This window comes from Agrobacterium vacciniicorymbosi, assembly GCF_040427045.1.
Taxonomy (GTDB): Bacteria; Pseudomonadota; Alphaproteobacteria; order Rhizobiales; family Rhizobiaceae; genus Agrobacterium.
Genome location: NZ_JBETMF010000007.1, coordinates 160,361 through 179,496, shown reverse-complemented (window position 1 = coordinate 179,496; position 19,136 = coordinate 160,361). Strand labels below are relative to the sequence as shown.

The 19,136-nt window shown below is 57.1% G+C and carries 16 protein-coding genes; 12 read left to right on the top strand and 4 right to left on the bottom strand.

Going from position 1 to position 19,136, the window contains the following annotated elements; all coding sequences use genetic code 11:
• Window positions 1-3: 3 nt before the first annotated feature.
• The 3 genes from nikE to ABUK73_RS13145 are packed head-to-tail and all read right to left on the bottom strand — an operon-like array spanning window position 4 to window position 3,563.
• The gene (gene nikE, locus ABUK73_RS13155; protein ID WP_353577676.1) at window positions 4-1,650 is read right to left on the bottom strand and encodes an ABC transporter ATP-binding protein; all 1,647 of its coding nucleotides are present in this window, start codon (window positions 1,648-1,650) and stop codon (window positions 4-6) included.
• A 3-nt stretch (window positions 1,651-1,653) separates the two neighbouring features.
• The gene (locus ABUK73_RS13150; RefSeq protein ID WP_353577675.1) at window positions 1,654-2,535 is read right to left on the bottom strand and encodes an ABC transporter permease; all 882 of its coding nucleotides are present in this window, start codon (window positions 2,533-2,535) and stop codon (window positions 1,654-1,656) included.
• Window positions 2,535-3,563, bottom strand: coding sequence for an ABC transporter permease (locus tag ABUK73_RS13145; RefSeq protein WP_113085877.1), 1,029 nt, complete (start codon window positions 3,561-3,563; stop codon window positions 2,535-2,537). Before ABUK73_RS13145 ends, ABUK73_RS13150 begins: the two co-directional genes overlap by 1 nt.
• A gap of 135 nt (window positions 3,564-3,698) precedes the next feature.
• On the opposite strand from ABUK73_RS13145, the gene ABUK73_RS13140 reads away from it, so the two are divergent.
• The 9 genes from ABUK73_RS13140 to ABUK73_RS13100 all read left to right on the top strand — a co-directional run bounded on the left by ABUK73_RS13140 (window position 3,699) and on the right by ABUK73_RS13100 (window position 14,724).
• Complete coding sequence (locus tag ABUK73_RS13140; protein ID WP_353577674.1) at window positions 3,699-6,053, top strand: helix-turn-helix transcriptional regulator; 2,355 nt, start codon at window positions 3,699-3,701, stop codon at window positions 6,051-6,053.
• Window positions 6,054-6,253: 200 nt separating this feature from the next.
• Entirely contained in the window at window positions 6,254-7,006 is a 753-nt protein-coding gene (locus ABUK73_RS13135) for an IclR family transcriptional regulator (protein ID WP_353577673.1), read from the top strand.
• Window positions 7,007-7,011: 5 nt separating this feature from the next.
• Window positions 7,012-8,109, top strand: coding sequence for an ABC transporter substrate-binding protein (locus ABUK73_RS13130; protein ID WP_353577672.1), 1,098 nt, complete (start codon window positions 7,012-7,014; stop codon window positions 8,107-8,109).
• A 67-nt stretch (window positions 8,110-8,176) separates the two neighbouring features.
• On the top strand, window positions 8,177-9,895 hold the full coding sequence (locus ABUK73_RS13125; protein WP_353577671.1) for an ABC transporter permease: 1,719 nt from the start codon (window positions 8,177-8,179) through the stop codon (window positions 9,893-9,895).
• Window positions 9,888-10,964 (top strand): ABC transporter ATP-binding protein, encoded by a 1,077-nt coding sequence (locus tag ABUK73_RS13120; RefSeq protein ID WP_353577670.1) that lies wholly within the window; start codon window positions 9,888-9,890, stop codon window positions 10,962-10,964. The genes ABUK73_RS13125 and ABUK73_RS13120 overlap by 8 nt, the downstream gene beginning before the upstream one ends.
• A gap of 8 nt (window positions 10,965-10,972) precedes the next feature.
• Window positions 10,973-12,178, top strand: coding sequence for a CaiB/BaiF CoA transferase family protein (locus tag ABUK73_RS13115; RefSeq protein ID WP_353577669.1), 1,206 nt, complete (start codon window positions 10,973-10,975; stop codon window positions 12,176-12,178).
• Window positions 12,175-13,023, top strand: a complete 849-nt coding sequence (locus tag ABUK73_RS13110; protein ID WP_353577668.1) for an HpcH/HpaI aldolase/citrate lyase family protein — start codon at window positions 12,175-12,177, stop codon at window positions 13,021-13,023. The genes ABUK73_RS13115 and ABUK73_RS13110 overlap by 4 nt, the downstream gene beginning before the upstream one ends.
• Window positions 13,020-14,039, top strand: a complete 1,020-nt coding sequence (locus tag ABUK73_RS13105) for a hydroxyacid dehydrogenase (protein WP_353577667.1) — start codon at window positions 13,020-13,022, stop codon at window positions 14,037-14,039. Before ABUK73_RS13110 ends, ABUK73_RS13105 begins: the two co-directional genes overlap by 4 nt.
• Before the next feature lie 7 nt (window positions 14,040-14,046).
• On the top strand, window positions 14,047-14,724 hold the full coding sequence (locus tag ABUK73_RS13100; protein WP_353577666.1) for an RraA family protein: 678 nt from the start codon (window positions 14,047-14,049) through the stop codon (window positions 14,722-14,724).
• Window positions 14,725-14,798: 74 nt separating this feature from the next.
• Here ABUK73_RS13100 and ABUK73_RS13095 read toward each other — a convergent pair whose 3' ends face one another.
• Window positions 14,799-15,497 carry a glutathione S-transferase gene (locus ABUK73_RS13095; RefSeq protein ID WP_353577665.1) on the bottom strand — a complete coding sequence of 233 codons (699 nt, stop codon included), beginning with the start codon at window positions 15,495-15,497 and terminating at the stop codon, window positions 14,799-14,801.
• 190 nt (window positions 15,498-15,687) lie between these two features.
• Between ABUK73_RS13095 and ABUK73_RS13090 the strand changes: the two genes are divergently transcribed.
• The 3 genes from ABUK73_RS13090 to ABUK73_RS13080 all read left to right on the top strand — a co-directional run bounded on the left by ABUK73_RS13090 (window position 15,688) and on the right by ABUK73_RS13080 (window position 19,135).
• Window positions 15,688-17,217, top strand: a complete 1,530-nt coding sequence (locus ABUK73_RS13090) for an ABC transporter substrate-binding protein (RefSeq protein WP_353577664.1) — start codon at window positions 15,688-15,690, stop codon at window positions 17,215-17,217.
• Between the two features lie 83 nt (window positions 17,218-17,300).
• Window positions 17,301-18,242 (top strand): ABC transporter permease, encoded by a 942-nt coding sequence (locus tag ABUK73_RS13085; protein WP_353577663.1) that lies wholly within the window; start codon window positions 17,301-17,303, stop codon window positions 18,240-18,242.
• Window positions 18,243-18,256: 14 nt separating this feature from the next.
• On the top strand, window positions 18,257-19,135 hold the full coding sequence (locus ABUK73_RS13080; protein ID WP_353577662.1) for an ABC transporter permease: 879 nt from the start codon (window positions 18,257-18,259) through the stop codon (window positions 19,133-19,135).
• Window position 19,136: the final 1 nt, after the last annotated feature.

Here is a 19,136-nt window from a genome sequence, read left to right as displayed (position 1 = left end):
CAATCAGTCTGTCGTTTTGACCAGGAAGCGCTGACGCTCCTCGGCGGTCACAATCGGTTTCAGGCGCTCTTCTTCGTCCGTGACGACGGGAATTGCGGCAATCAAAGCGCGGGTATAGGGGTGTTGCGGATTGGCGAAGACATCACCGGTTGGCCCGTCCTCGATGATTTCACCACGCAGCATGATGGCGATGCGCGAGCAGAAATTGCGCATCAGCGACAGGTCGTGCGAAATCATCAGATAGGTCAGCCCGAGTTCCCGGCGCAGTTGTTCCAGCAATTCGATGACGGTCTTTTGCACGGACACATCCAGTGCTGCGGTTGGCTCGTCCAGAATCAGAATCTTCGGTTCGGCGGCCAGCGCGCGGGCAATTGCCACACGCTGTTTCTGCCCGCCGGAAAGCTCATGCGGATATTTCGCAAGATAGGCCTGCGGCAATCGCACCAAATCCATCAATTCAGCCATCCGCGCTTCGCGTGCTGACGTGTCCATACCGATGGATTTCAACGGCAGTGATAGCGTCTGCCGAACCGAGCGCTTGGGATTGAGCGATGTGCCGGGGTTTTGATAGACGATCTGCGTCAATCGCTTGCCGTGTTCCGGCTGCGGCGCGTCGATGGCAAGCACGCCCGATGTGGGCGTGACCAGCCCCATGATCATGCGCGCCACGGTCGTCTTTCCAGAACCGGATTCGCCCGCAAGCCCGAAAACCTCGCCCTCGCGCAGAGTGAGGGAAACATCCCGCACCGCATGATAGCCGTTACGTCTCCCGAAAATCTTGTTCAGGCCTTCGATGCGCACGATTGGCTGCCGGTCACTTTGCTGCGCATCCTTGACCTTTGATCCGTAAAGCGGCGGAACGGCGTTCAGCAGCGCGTTGGTGTAAGCGTCCTTGGGGCTGTGAAGAATGTCCGCACAGGCACCGGTTTCAACGATGTCGCCATGGTGCATCACCACCACACGATCCGCCACTTTGCGCACGACACCCAGATTATGGGTGATCATCAGCAGCGCCATGTTTTCTTCGATTACCAGTCGGTTGATGAGATTGAGAATCTCGTCCTGCGTGGTCACGTCGAGCGCCGTGCCGGGCTCATCGGCGATCAGTAGTTTCGGGCGGTGTAACAGTGCCAGACCAATCAGCACCCGCTGGCGCATGCCGCCGGACAGTTCGGACGGGTAGGCGTTCATGATGCGGTCGGTATCGGCAAGTTGCACTCGGCGCAAAACTTCCGCAATACGTGTCCGGCGCTCGGCCTTTGGTGATGAGATACCATTGCGGCGATCTGCAAACCGCATCACGTCATCCAAGTGAGTGCCGATTTTGAACACCGGATTGAAGGATGAAAGCGGGTCCTGCATGATCAGCGAAAAGGCGGTACCTTTCAGTGCTTCGCGTTCTGCTGCCCGCATGTCCAGAATGTTCTTGCCGCCGACAAGGATGGAACCGGAGGTGATAGCCGCGTTCTTCGGCAAAGTGCCAATGATCGCCTTAGCCGTGACCGACTTGCCGGACCCGGTCTCGCCGATCAGCGCCACACGCTCACCCGCCGCAACGGTAAAGCTGACATTTCGCAATACCTGGCGGGTGCGGCCATAGGTGGTGAAGGAGACGTCGAGACCTTCGACTTTGAGAAGCGCTTCGCTCATGGATCAGTTCTCCACGTCAAACATGTCGCGAAGGCCATCGCCCAGCAGGTTGAAGCCCAGCGTGACGTAGAACACCGCAGCACCCGGGCAGAGGACCTCCCACCAGAAGTCGGGCATGAACTGGCGACCGTCTGCGACCATCGAGCCGAGATCCGGTGTCGGTGGTTTCACGCCAAAACCGAGGAAGCTGAGTGTCGCCCCAAACAGGATGACGAAGGCTGCATCCAAGGTGGTCTTGACCGAGATGACCGATACGCAGTTCGGCAAAATCTCGCGAAACAGAATGTGCATCGGTCCTGCGCCGGCCAGACGCGCGGCTTCGATGTAATCTTCGGAAGCGATGGATTTCGAGACGGAGTAGATCAGCCGTGCGTGCCAGGTCCACCACAACAACGTAATCGCGATCATGGCGTTGGTCAGTGTCGGTTCCAGAAGGTTGGAAACGGCAAGCGCCATGACCAGCGGCGGCATGGCCAGCATGACATTGGTCAATCCGGTGATGAGCTTTTCCGTCCAGCCACCGAAATAACCAGCGATCAGACCCAGAACGGTGCCGATTGGGACGGAAATGCCGAGAACGCCGATGACTAGAAGCAGTGACACCCGCAAGCCGAACACGGTACGTGAAAAGATGTCGCGACCCGCTTTGTCGGTGCCGAACCAGTGAAGGGCATCGGGAGCCATATGTCGGGCACGGAAATCAACCACAGCGCCGACATGTTTGGGGTAGGGCGTTAGCCAGGGTGCGAACACGGCGAGGATGATGACCGAAAGCAGTATCAGCGCGCCGATGACCGCCGTCGGATTGTGGCTGAAGCGGTACCACATGATGTATCCGGCACTCAGCGGCCGATCGGATGTGTCGAGCATTTTCATATCGGCCATCAACGTGCCTCCTTTCGGCCCAGGCGCGGGTCGATGATCGAGATCAGGATGTCGACGATCATGTTCGCAACGATGAAAAACAGGCCTGCAACCAGCACCACGGCGGTCACGGCGTTGAGATCTTTTTGCAGGATCGAGGTCAGCCCGTAGGATGCGAATCCGCCCCAGGCGAAGACCATCTCGATCACGAAGGCATTTCCAATCAGTGAGGCGAATTCCAGTCCCATGATCGTCAAGGGCGCGATGGACGACAGCTTGAGCAGATAACGAAAGATGATGACGCGCTCAGGCACGCCGAAACTTTGCAGCGTCAGCACATGGTCCTTGCGCTGGTTTTCGATCATCGAGGAGCGCGTGATGCGAGTGATCTGCCCGATGCCTGCCATGGAGAGCGCGAAGGCTGGAAGTGCAAGGTGTTTCAGCGCATCGAGCACAACATCGAAGCGGCCAGCCAGCAAACCATCCAGTATCAGAAAGCCCGTCGGTCCGCCCTGCCAACCCAAGGAGTGATCAAGCCTGCCGATGATGGGCCAGCCGGAAATGAATTTTGCTGCCAGCAATTGAAGCGTTATGGCGAAAAGGAAGCTCGGGATGGTGACGCCGGTGAGCGACAGTATCCGACCAATATGATCAAGGCCTCTGTCCCTGTAGTGCGCGGTAATCACGCCAAGCGGTATCGCGACCAGAAACATGAAGATGACGGAGACGAGAACCAGCTCGACCGTGGCAGGAACTGTCTGGGCAAGGTCCGTCGTTACAGGCCGCTGAGAGACCAGTGACTGGCCGAGATCACCCTGTAGGGCATGGCCGACGTAATCGAAATATTGCAGCGCCAGCGGCTTGTCCAAGCCCATCTGAAGGCGCAACGCCTCTACCTGTTCTGGTGTCGCAGCAGGGCCTAGCGCCATGCGTGCCGGGTCGCCGGGCACCACGCGTGCCAGTGTGAAGATCATGATCGACAGAGCAACCATGACCAGCACGAAGGTGCCAAGCCTGGTCATGACTGCCAACAAAGGATGTTGCTGCATCGGGGAGGCTTTCTTGGTTGTCGCTTCCTGATGAGCGAACATCCCCCGCAGATCGGATGACAGCAATCCGAGAAAGGTATAGTTTTTTTGCTTTATGGTATAGGTTTTTGACGCGGTTTCGCCTATTCCGATTTTATGACTTCGATCATCCAACGTCCGGTTTTGTGCTCGCGCATTCTAAGCAACAAAGCGGGCGTCATCTTTCTGCGCGCCCCGGCAGGTGCTGGTAAGACAGTGCTGCTGAACATGGTGGCAGAGCAGGTAGGGAGACACGTTTGCACGTCTCGCCAACCGGGCGCGACAGATGTGCAGGATGGCTGGCTGTTTTGGGATATTCCGGTCTCTGTCAGAACAGCGCGGTTGCCGGCTGCGGTCGTTGAGATCGTGCGCACGCTGGTGATTGCATGCCGTGCCGACCAACGCATCAGCGGTCTGGCGCGGCAAATATTGCATTTCGGGTCCGACACGATCCATGCGGACGATCTGACGCTGAGCGATGGTGAACTTGCAGGTCTGCCGGTTACAACAGCGGCTCGCATACGCAACGAATACGCGGGTTGGCCAGCATTTCTGGGCCTTGATGAGGGCATAGATGAGCCGACGCGGATCGACTATCTGCGAGAGGCTTTTCTCGCCCATCTCTCGCCATCGCAAACCATGGCGCTCAACCTATGGCTCGAAGCTCCCACAGCCTCCGAAAATGAGCCTTGGGAAAGTCAGTTGCCGCCCTTTCTAACGCGTGAGCCGCAAAAGCACACCGAGCTTCTGCGGCTTCTGTCCATAGCCGTTCGGGAGCGCCTTGCAGCTTTTGAGACCGGCAGTGCCGTGGTCGAACTGGCGTCTGCACTGGAAGCATCAGGTCAATCGTTGCGCGCCATGTCCCTTCTGCTCGATCATGGATACGAAACCCATGCGGCACAGATTCTTGAGCGCGCCCATGGTCGCGAACTGATCTACCGCACCAGTGTCAGTTCATTTCAGGACATCATCACGCGCTTCTCGCATGAAATGATTGCCACGAACGAGACGGTGTTGTTTGCCGTCTGTCGCTCGCTCCTCAAGCAGGGAGAACTTCAACGCGTTCGCCATCTTGTCAGCAAGCATCTCGGCTCGGATTATCTCGATCCGCTCAAAGTGCTGTCGCTCGGATCGAGATTTTCCTTCGCCGCTCGCACTTTCCGTCTCAATCTGATGATCAGCGAGGATTTGACGCCCAATGATGCCGTGATCAACCGGCTTGGGGAATTCATGGCTGATTACCCCATGGGGGACCACGCCAAATGGGCGAGCTATTACAACGCACTTCTCGAGTTCGAAATTCGCCGCCGCAATTTCCGTGAGGCGGAAGCCGCCGCTGCCCGCGCGCTCATCTATCTCCGAAAAATGGGCGGTCAGCCGCTTCTCGAGTTCTTCATCCATCTGCACCAGATCGTCCTGCGTCTGATGAGCGGCGATGTGCTGATGGCGCGGCGCGCGGCGCAAGATGCCCGCGACAGGCTGCAACAGGTCAACCACGAAGCCGAGACGGAGTTTCGGATGTTGCGGCTTGCGGACGCTTGCATCAACTATGAGGCAGGCCGCTCGCATGATCTTCTGCAGTTCGTACAGAATGATTTCGAACAATTCGCGGCATCGGAGATATGGCCGAGCCTCATGCAGTTCGGCTTGCATTATGCAACGCAGGCCGTGATCGATCATTTCCCCACGACCATAAGGCCGGGATTTCTGGATGGCCTCTGGATTCATCTTTCGGAGGGGCTGCAGTTCCATGCGATGATGGAAATCCGCACGGCCATCGCCTATCAAAACACCAACCGCTGGGCTGAAGCCGCTGCAACACTGATGTCGATCCGCATGCCCATGGGCCGGAACTGGGTGGAAACCGCGCAGGACGAGCTTTCGCGCCTGACGCGGCGGGATGAGATTGCCTATGTCATGGCGTGGATGCGCGATGCCGTTCACCTGTGGACGCCACGCCCCTATCTTTCCCGCCAGCTCGATGCCCTGATCGCCAATCCAAAGGTGACAAATCGTGAGAGGGTCGCACTGCACATATGGCAAAGCTACACCGCCCACCAACGCCGCGATAATGCCGCAGCGCGCTCGCATATTCTTCTGGCGCTGGAGTCGGCCAAACGTCTCGGCTGCCACGGCGTGCTATCCGAAGAGCGGATATTCCTGTCTCCTCTCTTGGAAAACCGCCGCATCCGCAGCTTCATCGAAACCTCATCCGATGTCCGCGCTGCGCTGTCGATCTTCGCATCCTCCATCAATTCGCCACAGGCACGCGCCTTGCACGGCGGATTGTCTCAGCGGGAGGTGCAGATGTTGCAATTTCTGGCGGGTGGCATGTCCAATAAACGTATCGCGCAAGCCCTCAACATCTCCGAAGTGACGGTCAAGTTCCACCTTGGGAACCTGTTCAAAAAACTCGACTGCAAACGTCGTGCGGAAGCAATCAGGGCAGCGACGGCGCTGGGCTGGCTTTAAGAAAGCTTGCTCAGGTCATACAGACATTGACCTAGCCTCCCTCAAGACATCCCAACATCGCCGTTCGTCGGTTCGCTGCCATCGCGTTCACCCCGCAACTGCTCGAGAGGCAACCGTGTCGTTTCGTGGATTGACTACGTCTATCTTATTCAATATTATGTATATGTTCATTATAGTGAACGATCTGGGAGGATTTGTTTTTGAGTGGTCGCGGTGTCGAGCGTGTTCTTGATATGATCGAGTGGTTTGCTGCTTCGACGGGTCCTGCGGGCCTTTCTGAGATTGCAAACGCTCTTGCGATGCCGAAATCGAGTGCGTTGCAGATGCTCCAGTCGTTGACTGAGCGCGGTTATGTTCACAGGCTGGGAAGCGGTGAGTATGAGTTGCGGCGCCTTCCGGGGGAAATTTCCTCTGATGGTCACAACTACGGTGCGCTGATCGCGCTGATATCGCCCTATATTCTCCAGGCTGTGGAAGAGACCGGAGAAAGCGGCTTTGTCGCGGTTCTGGAGGGGCAGTCGATCCGTTATCTCAACAAGGTCTTGCCGAAGCGCGAGATCCTGTACGATCGCGATATCGTGCCAACGCGGCCCGCGCACAAGGTCGCGAGTGGTATCGTTCTTCTTGCCGCTGGCAGCGATACGAAGATTGATCATTATATGTCCGCGACCTCCCTTTCGGAGGCCGAGCAAACGAAACTTCGAGAAGCCGTGGCAAGTGCCCGGGCGTCTGGCTTCTATCTCAATCCATTGGGTATCGTTGAGGGGGCCGCGGGTGCGGCGGCGCCAATCCTCGGAGCGAGCGGTGAAGCCGTTGCCGCATTCAACATCTCTGGTCCCCAGGCAAGGTTCATTTCAAATTCCGGCCGCATCAGTGAAGTGGTCAGAGAAACTGCCGTCGCAATCAGTGAGGAGCTGGCGCGTCGCAGTCGTCGTCTATCAAAAGGGAGGTAATAACAATGAAATTCACCACGCTTTCGGCCATTGCCGGTTTGTTTGCCGGCATTGCCAGCATTGCCCAAGCGCAGGAAGTCCCGGCCGGCTATCCAGCCGATTACTCGAAGGTCATCGAAGCTTCCCGCACTGAGTCAGGTGTGATGATCTATTCCAACATGGCCGATAACAACTGGCAGCCCATCATCAAGGGTTTCAACGCCAAATATCCGTGGGTGAAGGTCGAGACGGTCGATCTGGGATCGGGCACCGTGCATTCGCGCTGGGAGGCCGAGAAGGGGTCTAGCGCCCGCACCGCCGACATTCTTGTTTCCGGTGCCAACGACCGCTGGGCTTCCTATGGCAAGGATGGCTTGATGGAAGATTACAAAAGCCCTGAAATCGCCAAGCTTCCAGAGTTCGCACATCCCTATCCGGGCGTGAACGTGCTCTCAACCGATCCGCTTGTCATTACGTACAATGCAGCGCTTCTTCCAGATGACCAGCGCCCGAAGGGTTTCTCATCGATGGTTGCGGCGGCCACAGCTGATCCCGACACGTTCAAAGGCAAGATTACAACTTACGATGCTTCGCGCAACAGCTTCGGTCTCAGCGCGTGGTGGAGCTACATGAACAAGAAAGGTGAAGAGGGCTGGAGCGATCTGCGCAAGATCGGCCCGATGATCCGTGGCGAAACATCCGGCGGCCCGATGAATGAAAAGATCGCCACCGGCGAGTATCTGATGGGCGTTGCGGTTTCTGGGATCACCATTTTCCCGCGCCTTGAGCAGCCAGGCGGCGAGATTCTCGGTTTTGCTTTCCCCGATGACGGCACGATCATGATGCTTCGCGGCATGGGTATTCCCAAGGGTGTCGCCAACCCGAATTCAGCCAAGCTGTTTGTCGATTACGCTTTGAGCCAGGATGGCCAGACGCAGGTGGGCAAGGGTGGTCTTGTTCCCTACCGTGAAGATGTGCCGGAAGATCAGGTACGTTACACCTTCCAGAAGATCGGTGGCATCGTCGGCAACGACAACATGATCATTGCTGGCTTCGATCAACGCTTGATCACCGAAGCGGGTCCCTTCGTTGAGAAGTGGAACGCAGCAATCGCTGGCCGTTAAGGCCGTGCTTCGAGGGTCAGCCGCCTTTCGGTGGCGGCCCTCTTACCAACCCTGACAGGAAAATTCGATGACGGATATCAGCCACCCCGGCGCGGCCGGAAGGGGGATAGACCGATCGCGTGCGATCTACTGGGGCGTTGCGGCGCTGACGACGATCCTCGTATTCGGTCCGATCACCCCTATCATCTTCCAGGCATTCCTCGACAAGCCTCTCTATGACGACACGGCTGTCATGACGGTCGGCAATTTCAGCCGTCTGTTCAGTGAACCGGGCATGGCAGGCATATTCTGGAACACGCTCTATTTTGGCGCGCTGACGATGCTCGTTGCGCAGCTTTTCGGCGCAGTCATGGCGGTTCTCGTCGGGCGTACCAATCTGCCGGGTCGCAAATGGTTGGGCGAGATTTTCATCTGGCCGCTGTTTGTGTCTAATCTCGTGATCGCCTTTGGCTGGTTCACCATGTATGGCCCTTCAGGCTTCATGACACTTGCCGCCAAGACTTATCTCGGTGGTGCGCCGTGGAATCTTTATAGCGTGACCGGCATGGGCATTGTTGCGGGTCTCAGCCAGGCGCCGCTGACCTATCTGATGTGTCTTGCCGCCGTCACCAAGGCCGATCCGCTTCTGGAAGATGCGGCCCGCTCCACAGGGGCTGGCCCGTTCCGCGCCTTGTTTTCGGTCACCATTCCGATGATCCGTCCGGCCATCATCTATTCCGCCGTGCTGAATTTCGTCGTCGGCATCGAAATGCTCGCCATTCCTCTTCTGTTCGGCGGCCCGTCCGGCATCCAGACGGTAACGACGTTTCTCTACAATGCCGGCATCAACGCCTCGGTGCGCCCGGAATATGGCATCGTCGGTGCCGCAGCCGTCATTCTTTTGATTGTGGTGGCGTTCCTTGTCTGGCTTCAGGGCTTCCTGATGAAATCCTCAGGCCGTTTCGTGACGGTGCGGGGCAAGGCCAGCCGTCCATCGACACTCGATCTTGGCGCATGGCGCTGGCCCGCTTTCCTCTTCGTTTTTGCCTTTGCATTTTTGACGATCATTTCTATCTTCGGAGGCATCTTCATGCGCTCTGCGGTCAGCTTTCTCACGCCGCTCATTCCTTTCTGGAAAGTGCTGACCACCGCCAATTTCGAACATGTCTTGGGTTCAGCCAACTATGTGAGATCGATCGTCAATTCCGTTCTGGTCGCCACGATTGGCGCAGCCATCGGCACTTTCTTCATTCTCGTCATCGCGCTCGTCGCGCGCCGCTCGGACTTCAGCTACAGGCGGACGCTCGAATATATCGCGCTGTTTCCGCGCGCTCTGCCGGGCATCATTGCAGGCCTTGGCTTCTTCTATGCGGTGATCTGGCTACCGGGAGCCGATGTCATTCGTGGCACCATCGCCGTGCTGATCCTTGCATTCATGATCCGCTATATACCGGTTGGTTTCGGCGCTATCGCTCCGGCTCTTGCCCAGGTGGGTGAGGAGCTGGACCGCGGCGCACGCATTTCCGGTGCGGACTGGTGGACGACAGTGACACGCATCATCGTGCCTATCCTGAAGCCCGCATTGTTTAGCTGTTATGCGCTGCTCTTCATCCACTTCTTCAAGGAATATGTGACGGCGGCCTTCCTCTATCAGCCTGGGTCCGAAATCATCGGCACGACCATGCTTCAGCTTGTTGCCCAGGGCGATAATGGCCCGGTCTCTGCTCTTGCAACCATCCAAGTCATCATTACCGCCGCGTTCGTTCTTCTCGCACGCCGCGTCATGGGAGCCAAAATCTATGGCTGATCTCGTTCTCCAAAACCTCACCATCAAATACGGGGCCGTTACGGCGGTCGATAATCTCAACATTCACGTTGCGTCCGGCGAATTCCTGACCTTGCTCGGCCCTTCCGGCTGTGGAAAGTCCACGTCACTCTTTGCAGTCGCCGGTCTCAACCACGCCACGTCAGGCACGATCCGGATCGGTGACCGTGTCTTGTTCGATGGCAATCCCAGCAACACCGTGCCCCCGGAAAAACGCAATATCGGCCTCGTTTTCCAGTCTTACGCTCTGTGGCCACACAAAACGGTGGCTGAAAACCTCGCTTTTCCTCTGACGCTACGCAAGATTGGCAGAGCAGAGCGGGATGAGCGCATCAAGGATGCATTGGGGCTCGTTGAGATGCTGCCCTATGCGGATCGTTACCCGTTCGAACTTTCCGGTGGACAGCAGCAGCGCGTTGCCCTTGCCCGCGCGCTCGTCTATCGCCCGCCGCTTCTGCTCCTCGATGAGCCGCTCTCAAACCTCGACGCAAAACTGCGAGAGCGTGCGCGTGTGTGGCTGCGCGAGCTGCAGGAGCGGTTGAAAGTGACGACCATTTACGTCACCCATGATCAGGCCGAAGCGCTTGCCGTGTCCGACCGCATTGCCGTGATGAGCATGGGGCGAATGCGCCAGCTTGGCAGCCCACGCGATATCTATGAGCGTCCCGCCGACAGCTTCGTTGCTGACTTCATCGGCTCGTCAAACTTCTTCGATGGCACGATGATTGAGAGCGGGACGGACACAGCACGCATCCGGCTTGTCGATGGCAGCGAAATCGTAACGCCAGCAGGACCATCTGACCCTAACGGCGCTGTCGTGGTCGCCATCAGGCCGGAAAAGATCGAAATTGTCGGTGAGGGCGGCCCGAACACGATGCGGGTTTCCATAGAGCAGCGCACTTATCTGGGTTCCGTCTGGCAATATGCGGTGCGCTCCGGCCCGATCGAGTTTCGTATCCAGACACCATTGGAGCTGAAGGACTCGTCCATTCTGGTTCATCTTCCTCAGGAGTTTTGTGCCGTTTTTCCCGGAACACGTGACCAGAATTGAGGCCTTCAATGGTAGAGAATCCAAAAACCGTCCGTTTTCAGGCAGATCAAAAAGGCCCGCTACACGGCATCCGGGTCGTTGATCTCAGTCGTGTGGTCGCCGGTAACATGCTCTCGTTGCAGCTCGGAGACTTCGGGGCTGATGTCATCAAGGTCGAACCACCGCAAGGCGACGCGTTGCGTGAATGGCGTGACAATGGCCATTCCCTGCACTGGAAGACTTATGGCAGAAACAAAAGGTCGATTGCCCTCAACCTGCGCAATCCAAAAGCTTTGGAGGCGTTGAAGAAACTGCTCGAAACGGCGGATGTCTTCATAGAGAACTTCCGGCCTGGCACGCTTGAGGAAATGGGACTCTCGCCGGAAAGCCTGGCGGCGCTTAACCCGAAGCTCATCATCGTGCGGATTTCCGGCTTCGGTCAGACCGGTCCCTATGCAAAGCTTCCCGGTTTCGGCACATTGGTTGAGGCGATGAGCGGCTTTGCCATGCGCACCGGTTTCCCGGATCGCGAACCGGTCCTCCCACCGTTGGCCCTGGCCGACATGATCTCCGGTCTGACGGGGGCAAATGCTGTCATGATGGCGCTGTTTGCGCGCGAACGGGGGGATGCCGCAGGTCAGGTCATTGACCTGTCGCTTCTTGAGCCAATCTTCGCGTCGTTGGGACCAGAGGCGTCGATTTATCACGTTACCGGCAAGGTCAAGCAAAGGTCCGGCTCAGGCTCCAACACGGTTTCACCGCGCAACGTCTATCTGTGCAGTGACGGCAAATACGTGGCGCTATCCGGCTCCACGCAGGTCATTGCGATGCGGATATTCGATATCGTTGGGCGGCCCGACATGAAGGATGACCCACGCTTTGCCAGCAATGCAGAACGGGTAAAACATCGCGAACTGGTCGATGCCGCGCTCGGGGCTTGGTTCGTGACGCGAACCCGAGATGAAGCGCTTGCGGAGATGCGCAAGGCAGGTGCCACCGTCGGGCCGGTCTATGACATCGCCGACATCAGCACGGATCGGCATTTTGCCGAACGGGAAATCGTCGTGAATGTCGAGGATGCCGATCTCGGCAGTATTCCGCAGCACAATATTTTTCCACGTTTTTCGAAGACACCGGGTGTTTTCCGTCATCCGGCACCGGATGTGGGCGAGCAGACAGAGGCAATTCTGGCCGAAGTCGGTCTGACCCCTGCTGATCTGGAGGGCGAAGAATGATCGCGTCTCTCCTTTATGTTCCAGGCAATGCGCCCCGCTTTCTGGAAAAAGCAGGCCAGCGGGGCGCGGATGTCGTCATCATCGACCTTGAGGATGCCGTGCCGGAAGATGCCAAGACGGAAGCACGCGATGCGCTTGAAAAATGGGTGCCGGAAATACAGCAGAGCGGCTGCAAGGTTTTCGTTCGCGTCGACAACTCCGAGCGATTGTTCGAGGATGCTGTGGCAGCGACCGTTGCGGGAGCCGATGCGCTCTATATTCCAAAGGTCAACACCGCAGATGTTCTCACAGATTTGGCGCAACGCCTTCAGCAGTATGAGGCCTCACGTCCGCCCATCGATTTCGTGCCTTTGATCGAGGATATGAAGGGACTGTTTGAAGTCCGGGCAATTGCCCACGGCCCACGCGTTCTGGCACTGACATCCGGCGGGGAGGATCTGGCGACAGCAATGGGAGCTCAGCCGACACCGGATGTGCTGCGCTATCCCAAGCTGATGATCCATTATGCGGCCAAGGAGGCGGGTGTGCTTTCCTTCGGAATGCTGCGCACCACGGTCGATTTCGCCGATAAGGAGGCACTTCGTTCGGCTGCACTTGAGGCGCGTGACTTCGGTTTCGACGGCGCAACATGCATCCATCCATCTGTCGTGCCGATCCTGAACCAATGCTTCGCTCCCAGTTTGGACGAGGTTGCGTGGGCGCAGAAAGTCATCGCAGCGAATACCCAAGAGGCTGCGGCGGGGCGAGGGGCCTTTATGCTGAACGGTAAGTTCATAGATGCGCCAATCGTGACGCGGGCCCAAAATCTTCTTGCACGATTTGAGAAAGGACGGGCCACCTCATGACCCATGACATCATTCAGGGCGCACAGTACGGCCATCGCAGCCGCCGCATCCTCGTGACCCATAACAAGATTGCTGAAAAAGCGATCCGATTGCTGAACGCTCACGACGTCGACGTGTTTTTCTCTCCACCTTACGATGCCTCCGAAATCGTCGCCAAGCGGGCTGCGGAGCTTAAGATTGACGGCATGATGGTCCGGCAGGGCCGCATTACGGAGGAGGTGATTGCCGCTTCATCCAACCTCAAAGTCATAGCCAAACATGGTGTTGGCATCGATAACGTCGACATCGCGGCTGCCGCAAAGCTTGGCATCCCGGTGCTAAGAGCCATGGGATCGAATTCTCGTGCTGTTGCAGAGCATACGATTGCTTTGGCACTGAGCCTTATCAAAGAGGTGCTGCCGCTCGACAGGGCGGTGAAAAGTGGTGAATGGCCTAAGCCGACCTTTATCGGCAAGGATTTCCTCGGAGCTACGCTTGGCCTGATCGGTTATGGTGGCATTGGGCGCGAAACGGCTCGCATGGCTGAAGCGCTTGGAATGGAGGTTGTGGTCTACGATCCCTTCGCGCCGGGCGCAGCAGAAGCCGACGGGTTCGCCTCTGCCAGCGACATCAATCTCATGCTGCCAGCCCTCGACATTTTGAGCATCCATTGCCCGCTGACGGCGACGACACGCGATCTGATTGACGGGCGTCGTCTCAGCATGATGAAGAAGACCGCCGTCCTCGTAAACACGGCCCGTGGCGGCATTATCAATGAGGCGGCGCTTGCTGAAGCACTGTCTACTGGTGCCATCGCAGGTGCAGCGCTCGACAGCTTCGCCACCGAGCCACCGGCACCCGACAATCCGCTGTGGTCACTAGGCACACTCATCGCCACTCCTCATATCGGTGGCGTCACCTACGGCTCCGCAGATGCCATGGCAATTATCGCCGCTCAGCACATTATCAGCGTTCTCGACGGCAATGCGCCCGACGAGCGCTCCGTCGCCCGACCAACCGAACTTTCTGCTACCTGAGGCTCCCATGACTTACGGATTTCGCGTGAAACTGAACTGGGATCGTATCGAGCCAACGCTCATCGATTCATTCCGAAGCCTTCCTGTAGCCAATGTCAGCGATTCCATGTCGCGCATTTGTGCCCTTGGCACGGGTATGAGACCCATGCACCGCTCTGGCAATCTCGCTGGCCCCGCACTGACCGTCAGAACCCGCCCTGGCGACAATCTGATGCTTCACAAGGCAATCGATATGGCACAACCGGGCGACATCATCGTTGTCGATGCCGCTGGCGAAACCGCCAACTCCCTGATGGGTGAGTTGATGCTTGCCCACGCAATCCGGCGGGGCTTAGCAGGCTTTGTGCTCAACGGTGCAATTCGCGACGCCGAAGCATTTATGGAGCGCAACCTCCCCGTTTTTGCCAGCGGCGTAACCCATCGCGGCCCCTATCGCACCGGCCCTGGCGAAATCGGGCTTCCCATCGCCATCAACGGGACGGTGATAGAGCCCGGCGATCTGATACTCGGTGATCTCGATGGCGTGGTATGCGTTCCAAAAGCCGCTGCGGCGGATGTCCTCAAGGCAACAATCAAAAAGCATGAGGCCGAAACCAAGCAAATGATGGAAACCGAGGCAGGCACGGTGAACCGTGATTGGGTGGATAAGGTCCTGAAGGAGGCCGGTTGCGAGTTCATCGATTGATGATGGCGCAGTGCGAATACCAACAGACATGGAGCGATCAGGAGATTCCAGGACGGTATTGCATCTCCTGATGCCTACTCCGCAACCCTCCGCAGTGATTTTTCAATCTGCCCGCCGCAATATTGGTCTCCATATTTCTCTAGGGTGCTCTTATTGAGCTCAACAAGAGATGGCATCGCTTGCATCCGCTCCGAAAGCCCACGGATAATCGGTGCCGTCGATTTGAAAATGGCATCGATTGCGGGGAAGCGATCACTCATCGTCGCCCAGAGCGTAGCGGTGACGATGTCGGCGATGCCTGGCTGCTTTGTTCCGAGTATGTAACCCGTATCGCGCGTAAGGCCGTTGCGCTGTCCGGTGTCCTCAAAAATCCGCATCCATTTTTGAAGCCGTGGCACGAACTCTTTCCACTTTTCATCGGTCCACATTTCTCGCCCGCCATCAAGCGTCAGTTCGTCGATCACGTCATTGGTGTCATTTATGATTTTGGTCGTGAGTGCACGACCTTCGGCGGTGTCTGGTAAAAGATCGAGACGTTCGCCCAGATAAAGGGCGATTGCGGGCATTTGCGATATGGCGAAGTCTCGTTCGCGGTCGATCAGAATGGGTGGGCCCATGAAGGCGATGGGCTGCTGACCTGCGTCACGCTCCATCATTTCGCCGATCTCGTTGGAATCATGTTCATCCCAAGAGCGGCCACCATAGGCCAGAATGGCGCGGATGAACTGGCCGCGAAACGGCACGGGCCAATAGTAAAGGTCGAAGTCGCTCACGTTTTATCTCCCGACTGTCTACGTAAAAAACAACGGAGACGGGTGCGGGCGGTTCCATTGCGATATTATCATGTGCTTACAAAGTGGCTCCTGTTTAAGGAACGCAATTGACAGCCCTTCGCTTTCAGTTATTCTGTTATAAAAGCTTATATAACATAATAGTGGAACATCTGAAAACCGGGAGCTTTGTATGAGACTCAAGCTAGCACTTCTTATTGCCACCGCGCTTGTTGCTGCCCCGTCGCTTCTTTCCGCACAGGAAAAGGGTGGCGTCATCAATGTAGCGACGATTGGCGAGCCGCCGACACTCGATCCGATGGCATCGACTGCGGACCTCGTCGGCATCGTTACGCAGCATATGTTCGAGACGCTCTACACATTCGACAAGGACTGGAAGACGACGCCTTTGCTGGCTGAAAGCCTGCCAGAGATCAGTGCGGATGGTAAAACCTACACCATCAAGCTGCGCTCCGGCATCAAGTTTCACGATGGTTCCGATATGGCATCTGATGACGTCGTTGCGTCGCTGAATCGTTGGATCAAGGTTGCCTCGCGCGGCAAGCAGGCAGCATCTTTCATCGACAAGATCGAGGCGACCGATTCGTCCACAGTGACGATTACATTGAAGCAGCCTTATGCGCCGCTTGTTTCACTGCTCGCCTTCAACAATTCTGCGGCGATTATTCTGCCAGCCGAGAAGCAGGATGAGCCGATGAAGGAGTTCATCGGCACTGGTCCCTATATGCTGAAAGAGCGCAAGGCCGACCAGTACATCCAGCTCGTGCGCTTCGATGGTTACACGCCGCGCTCTGGCGAGAGCAATGGTTATGGCGGTGCGCGCCATCAGTATCTCGATGAAATCCGCTTCGTGCCCGTGCCGGACGCCAATACGCGAGTGGAAGCGGCAGTCTCCGGTCAGTATGACTACATCGATAGTCTCCCGGTCGAATCCTTCGACAAGATCAAGTCGTCCACGGTGACCGAGCCGGTCGTTCTCAAGCCTTTCGGCTATCCGGTTTTCGTGTTCAACACGGCAGAGGGTATTGCCAAGGATGTCGCCATTCGTAAAGCCATTCGCCAGGCTCTGAGCATGGAAGACATGATGGCCGCAGCGTTTGGCAGCACCGATTTTTACGCGCTGGATGGCGATATCTATCCGAAGAATTTCGTCTGGAACACAGATGCCGGTGTTGAAGGCAATTACAATCTCGCAGACCCTGAGGGCGCTGCCGCAGCGGCCAAGGCTGCTGGCTATGACGGCGAAAAGCCGATCCGTATTCTGACCAGCCGCCAGTATGAATTCCATTACAAGATGGCGCAGGTTGCGGCAGAATATCTGAAGCTCGCCGGTTTCAAGGTGGATATGCAGGTGGTCGATTGGGCAACGCTCACGCAGCGTCGCGCCGACAAGGGTCTATGGGATATCTACATAACCCACAGCCCGTTCCTGCCAGAACCTGCATTGATTGGTTCGCTCGCCCCAACATCTCCCGGCTGGTGGGATACGCCGCTGCGCAAGCAGACGGTCGAAGCCTTCTCTGCCGAATCCGATCCAGAAAAGCGCGTTGCGCTCTGGGCTGATGTTCAAAAGGCGATGTATGCGGAAATTCCATACATGAAGATCGGCGATTTCAATGGTCTGACTGCCAAGGCCAAGAAGGTTGAGGGCGTCGATCCTGCTCCGTGGCCATATTTCTGGAATGCTTCGATCAAGAAGTAACGCTTTTCGATGGGCCGGATGCCGCTTTGCCGCGGCTCCGGTTTCGGAAATGTTTCTGCCTTGTAGCATGAAGAGAGACATTTATGATCCGTTATATTCTCCAGCGCCTGTTCGGCATGATCGTCGTGATGTTCCTCGTCGTGACCATCGTTTTCGTCATCGTGCGCGTCACGCCGGGCGACCCGGCTGCCGTCATGCTGGGTCCAGATGCGTCCGCACAGGACATTGCTGATCTGCGCATGCGGCTGGGGCTTGATCAGTCCCTTATCGTTCAATATCTGATCTACATCGGCCAGATGCTGAAAGGCGATCTCGGTCAGTCGATCTTCCTCAATATGCCGGTGACCTCTGCGCTGATGGCACGGGCTGAGCCGACCTTTTTCCTGACGCTCTTTTCGCTTCTGATTGCCAGTGTCATCGCTCTGCCCATCGGCATCTATGCGGCCTATCGCCGTGGCTCATTTATCGATCAGGCCGCAACGACCATTGCCATGCTGGCGGCCAGTATTCCCAGTTTCTGGCTCGGACTCATTCTCATGCAGTTCTTCGCCGTGCGGCTGAATCTGTTTCCCGTGTCCGGTTACGGCGGGCCGGGTTCGAGCTTCATGGAACGCATGTACCATTTGACGCTTCCGGCTTTCGCTCTTGGCATTGTCTCCTCTGCCCTCATTCTGCGTTTCACGCGCGCTTCCATGCTGGATGTTCTGGGTGACGATTATATTCGCACCGCCCGTGCCAAAGGTCTGGTCGAGCGCCGCGTCATTCTCAAACACGCGCTGAAGAACGCGTTGATCCCTATCCTGACCGTCATCGGCTTGACCGCTGCCGTGCTGATCTCCGGTGCCGTCGTTACGGAGACCGTGTTCGGTCTGCCGGGTGTTGGCAGTCTGGTGGTGTCGGCCGTTCTGCGACGGGATTATCCAGTCATTCAGGGAGCTCTGCTGGTCATTGCAGCGCTCTACGTCCTCATCAATTTCGCAATCGATATGCTGTATTTGGCGATCGATCCGCGTGTGCGTTATTGAGGGGGGCGCGACGGATGGTCGATTTGACAGCAACCACCCCAAAGCCTGCCCCCAGCGAAGACTCCAAGTTCCTGCGCCGGTTCCTGAAGCGCAAAACCGTGGCTTTTGGCCTCATCATTCTGGTGATCTTCGTTCTGCTGGCCGCGCTTGCGCCGTGGATTGCGCCTTACTCGCCCTCCAAGCTGTCCATCGTCAACCGACTGAAGCCGCCGAGCGAAATCTTCTGGTTTGGCACAGACGAATTCGGCCGCGATGTCTTTTCGCGAACGATCTATTCCGCGCGGTTATCGTTGCTGATTGGTGCTTCTGTCGTCGTGCTGTCGGCGACTATCGGTGTGACGCTAGGACTTCTTGCCGGTTTCTTCCAAAAACTCGATACGCCGATTGCCCGTCTGATCGATGCGATGATGGCGTTTCCGGATATTCTTCTTGCCATCGCGCTGGTCGCTGCCCTTGGGCCTTCGCTCACCACAGTCATCATCGCACTATCGATTGTGTACTCACCGCGTCTTGCCCGTATCGTTCGCGCCTCGACATTGGTGATCCGCGAACTGCCTTATGTGGAGGCGGCACAGGCACTGGGCATTTCGACCTTCCACATCATGACGCGGCATGTGCTGCGCAATCTGCTCTCGCCTATTCTCGTGCAGGCCACATTCCTGTTTGCCAGCGCCATGCTGGCGGAGGCTGGCCTTTCCTTTCTCGGGCTCGGTGTGAGCCCGGAAATTCCAACCTGGGGAACGATGATCGCCAGCGGTCGCCAATATATCGGGCAGGCCGACTGGATGACCTATTTCCCCGGCTTTGCCATCATTCTTTCCGTGCTGTCGCTGCAAATGGTTGGCGATGGTTTGCGGGACATGCTCGATCCAAGACTGCGAAGGGATTTGTAAT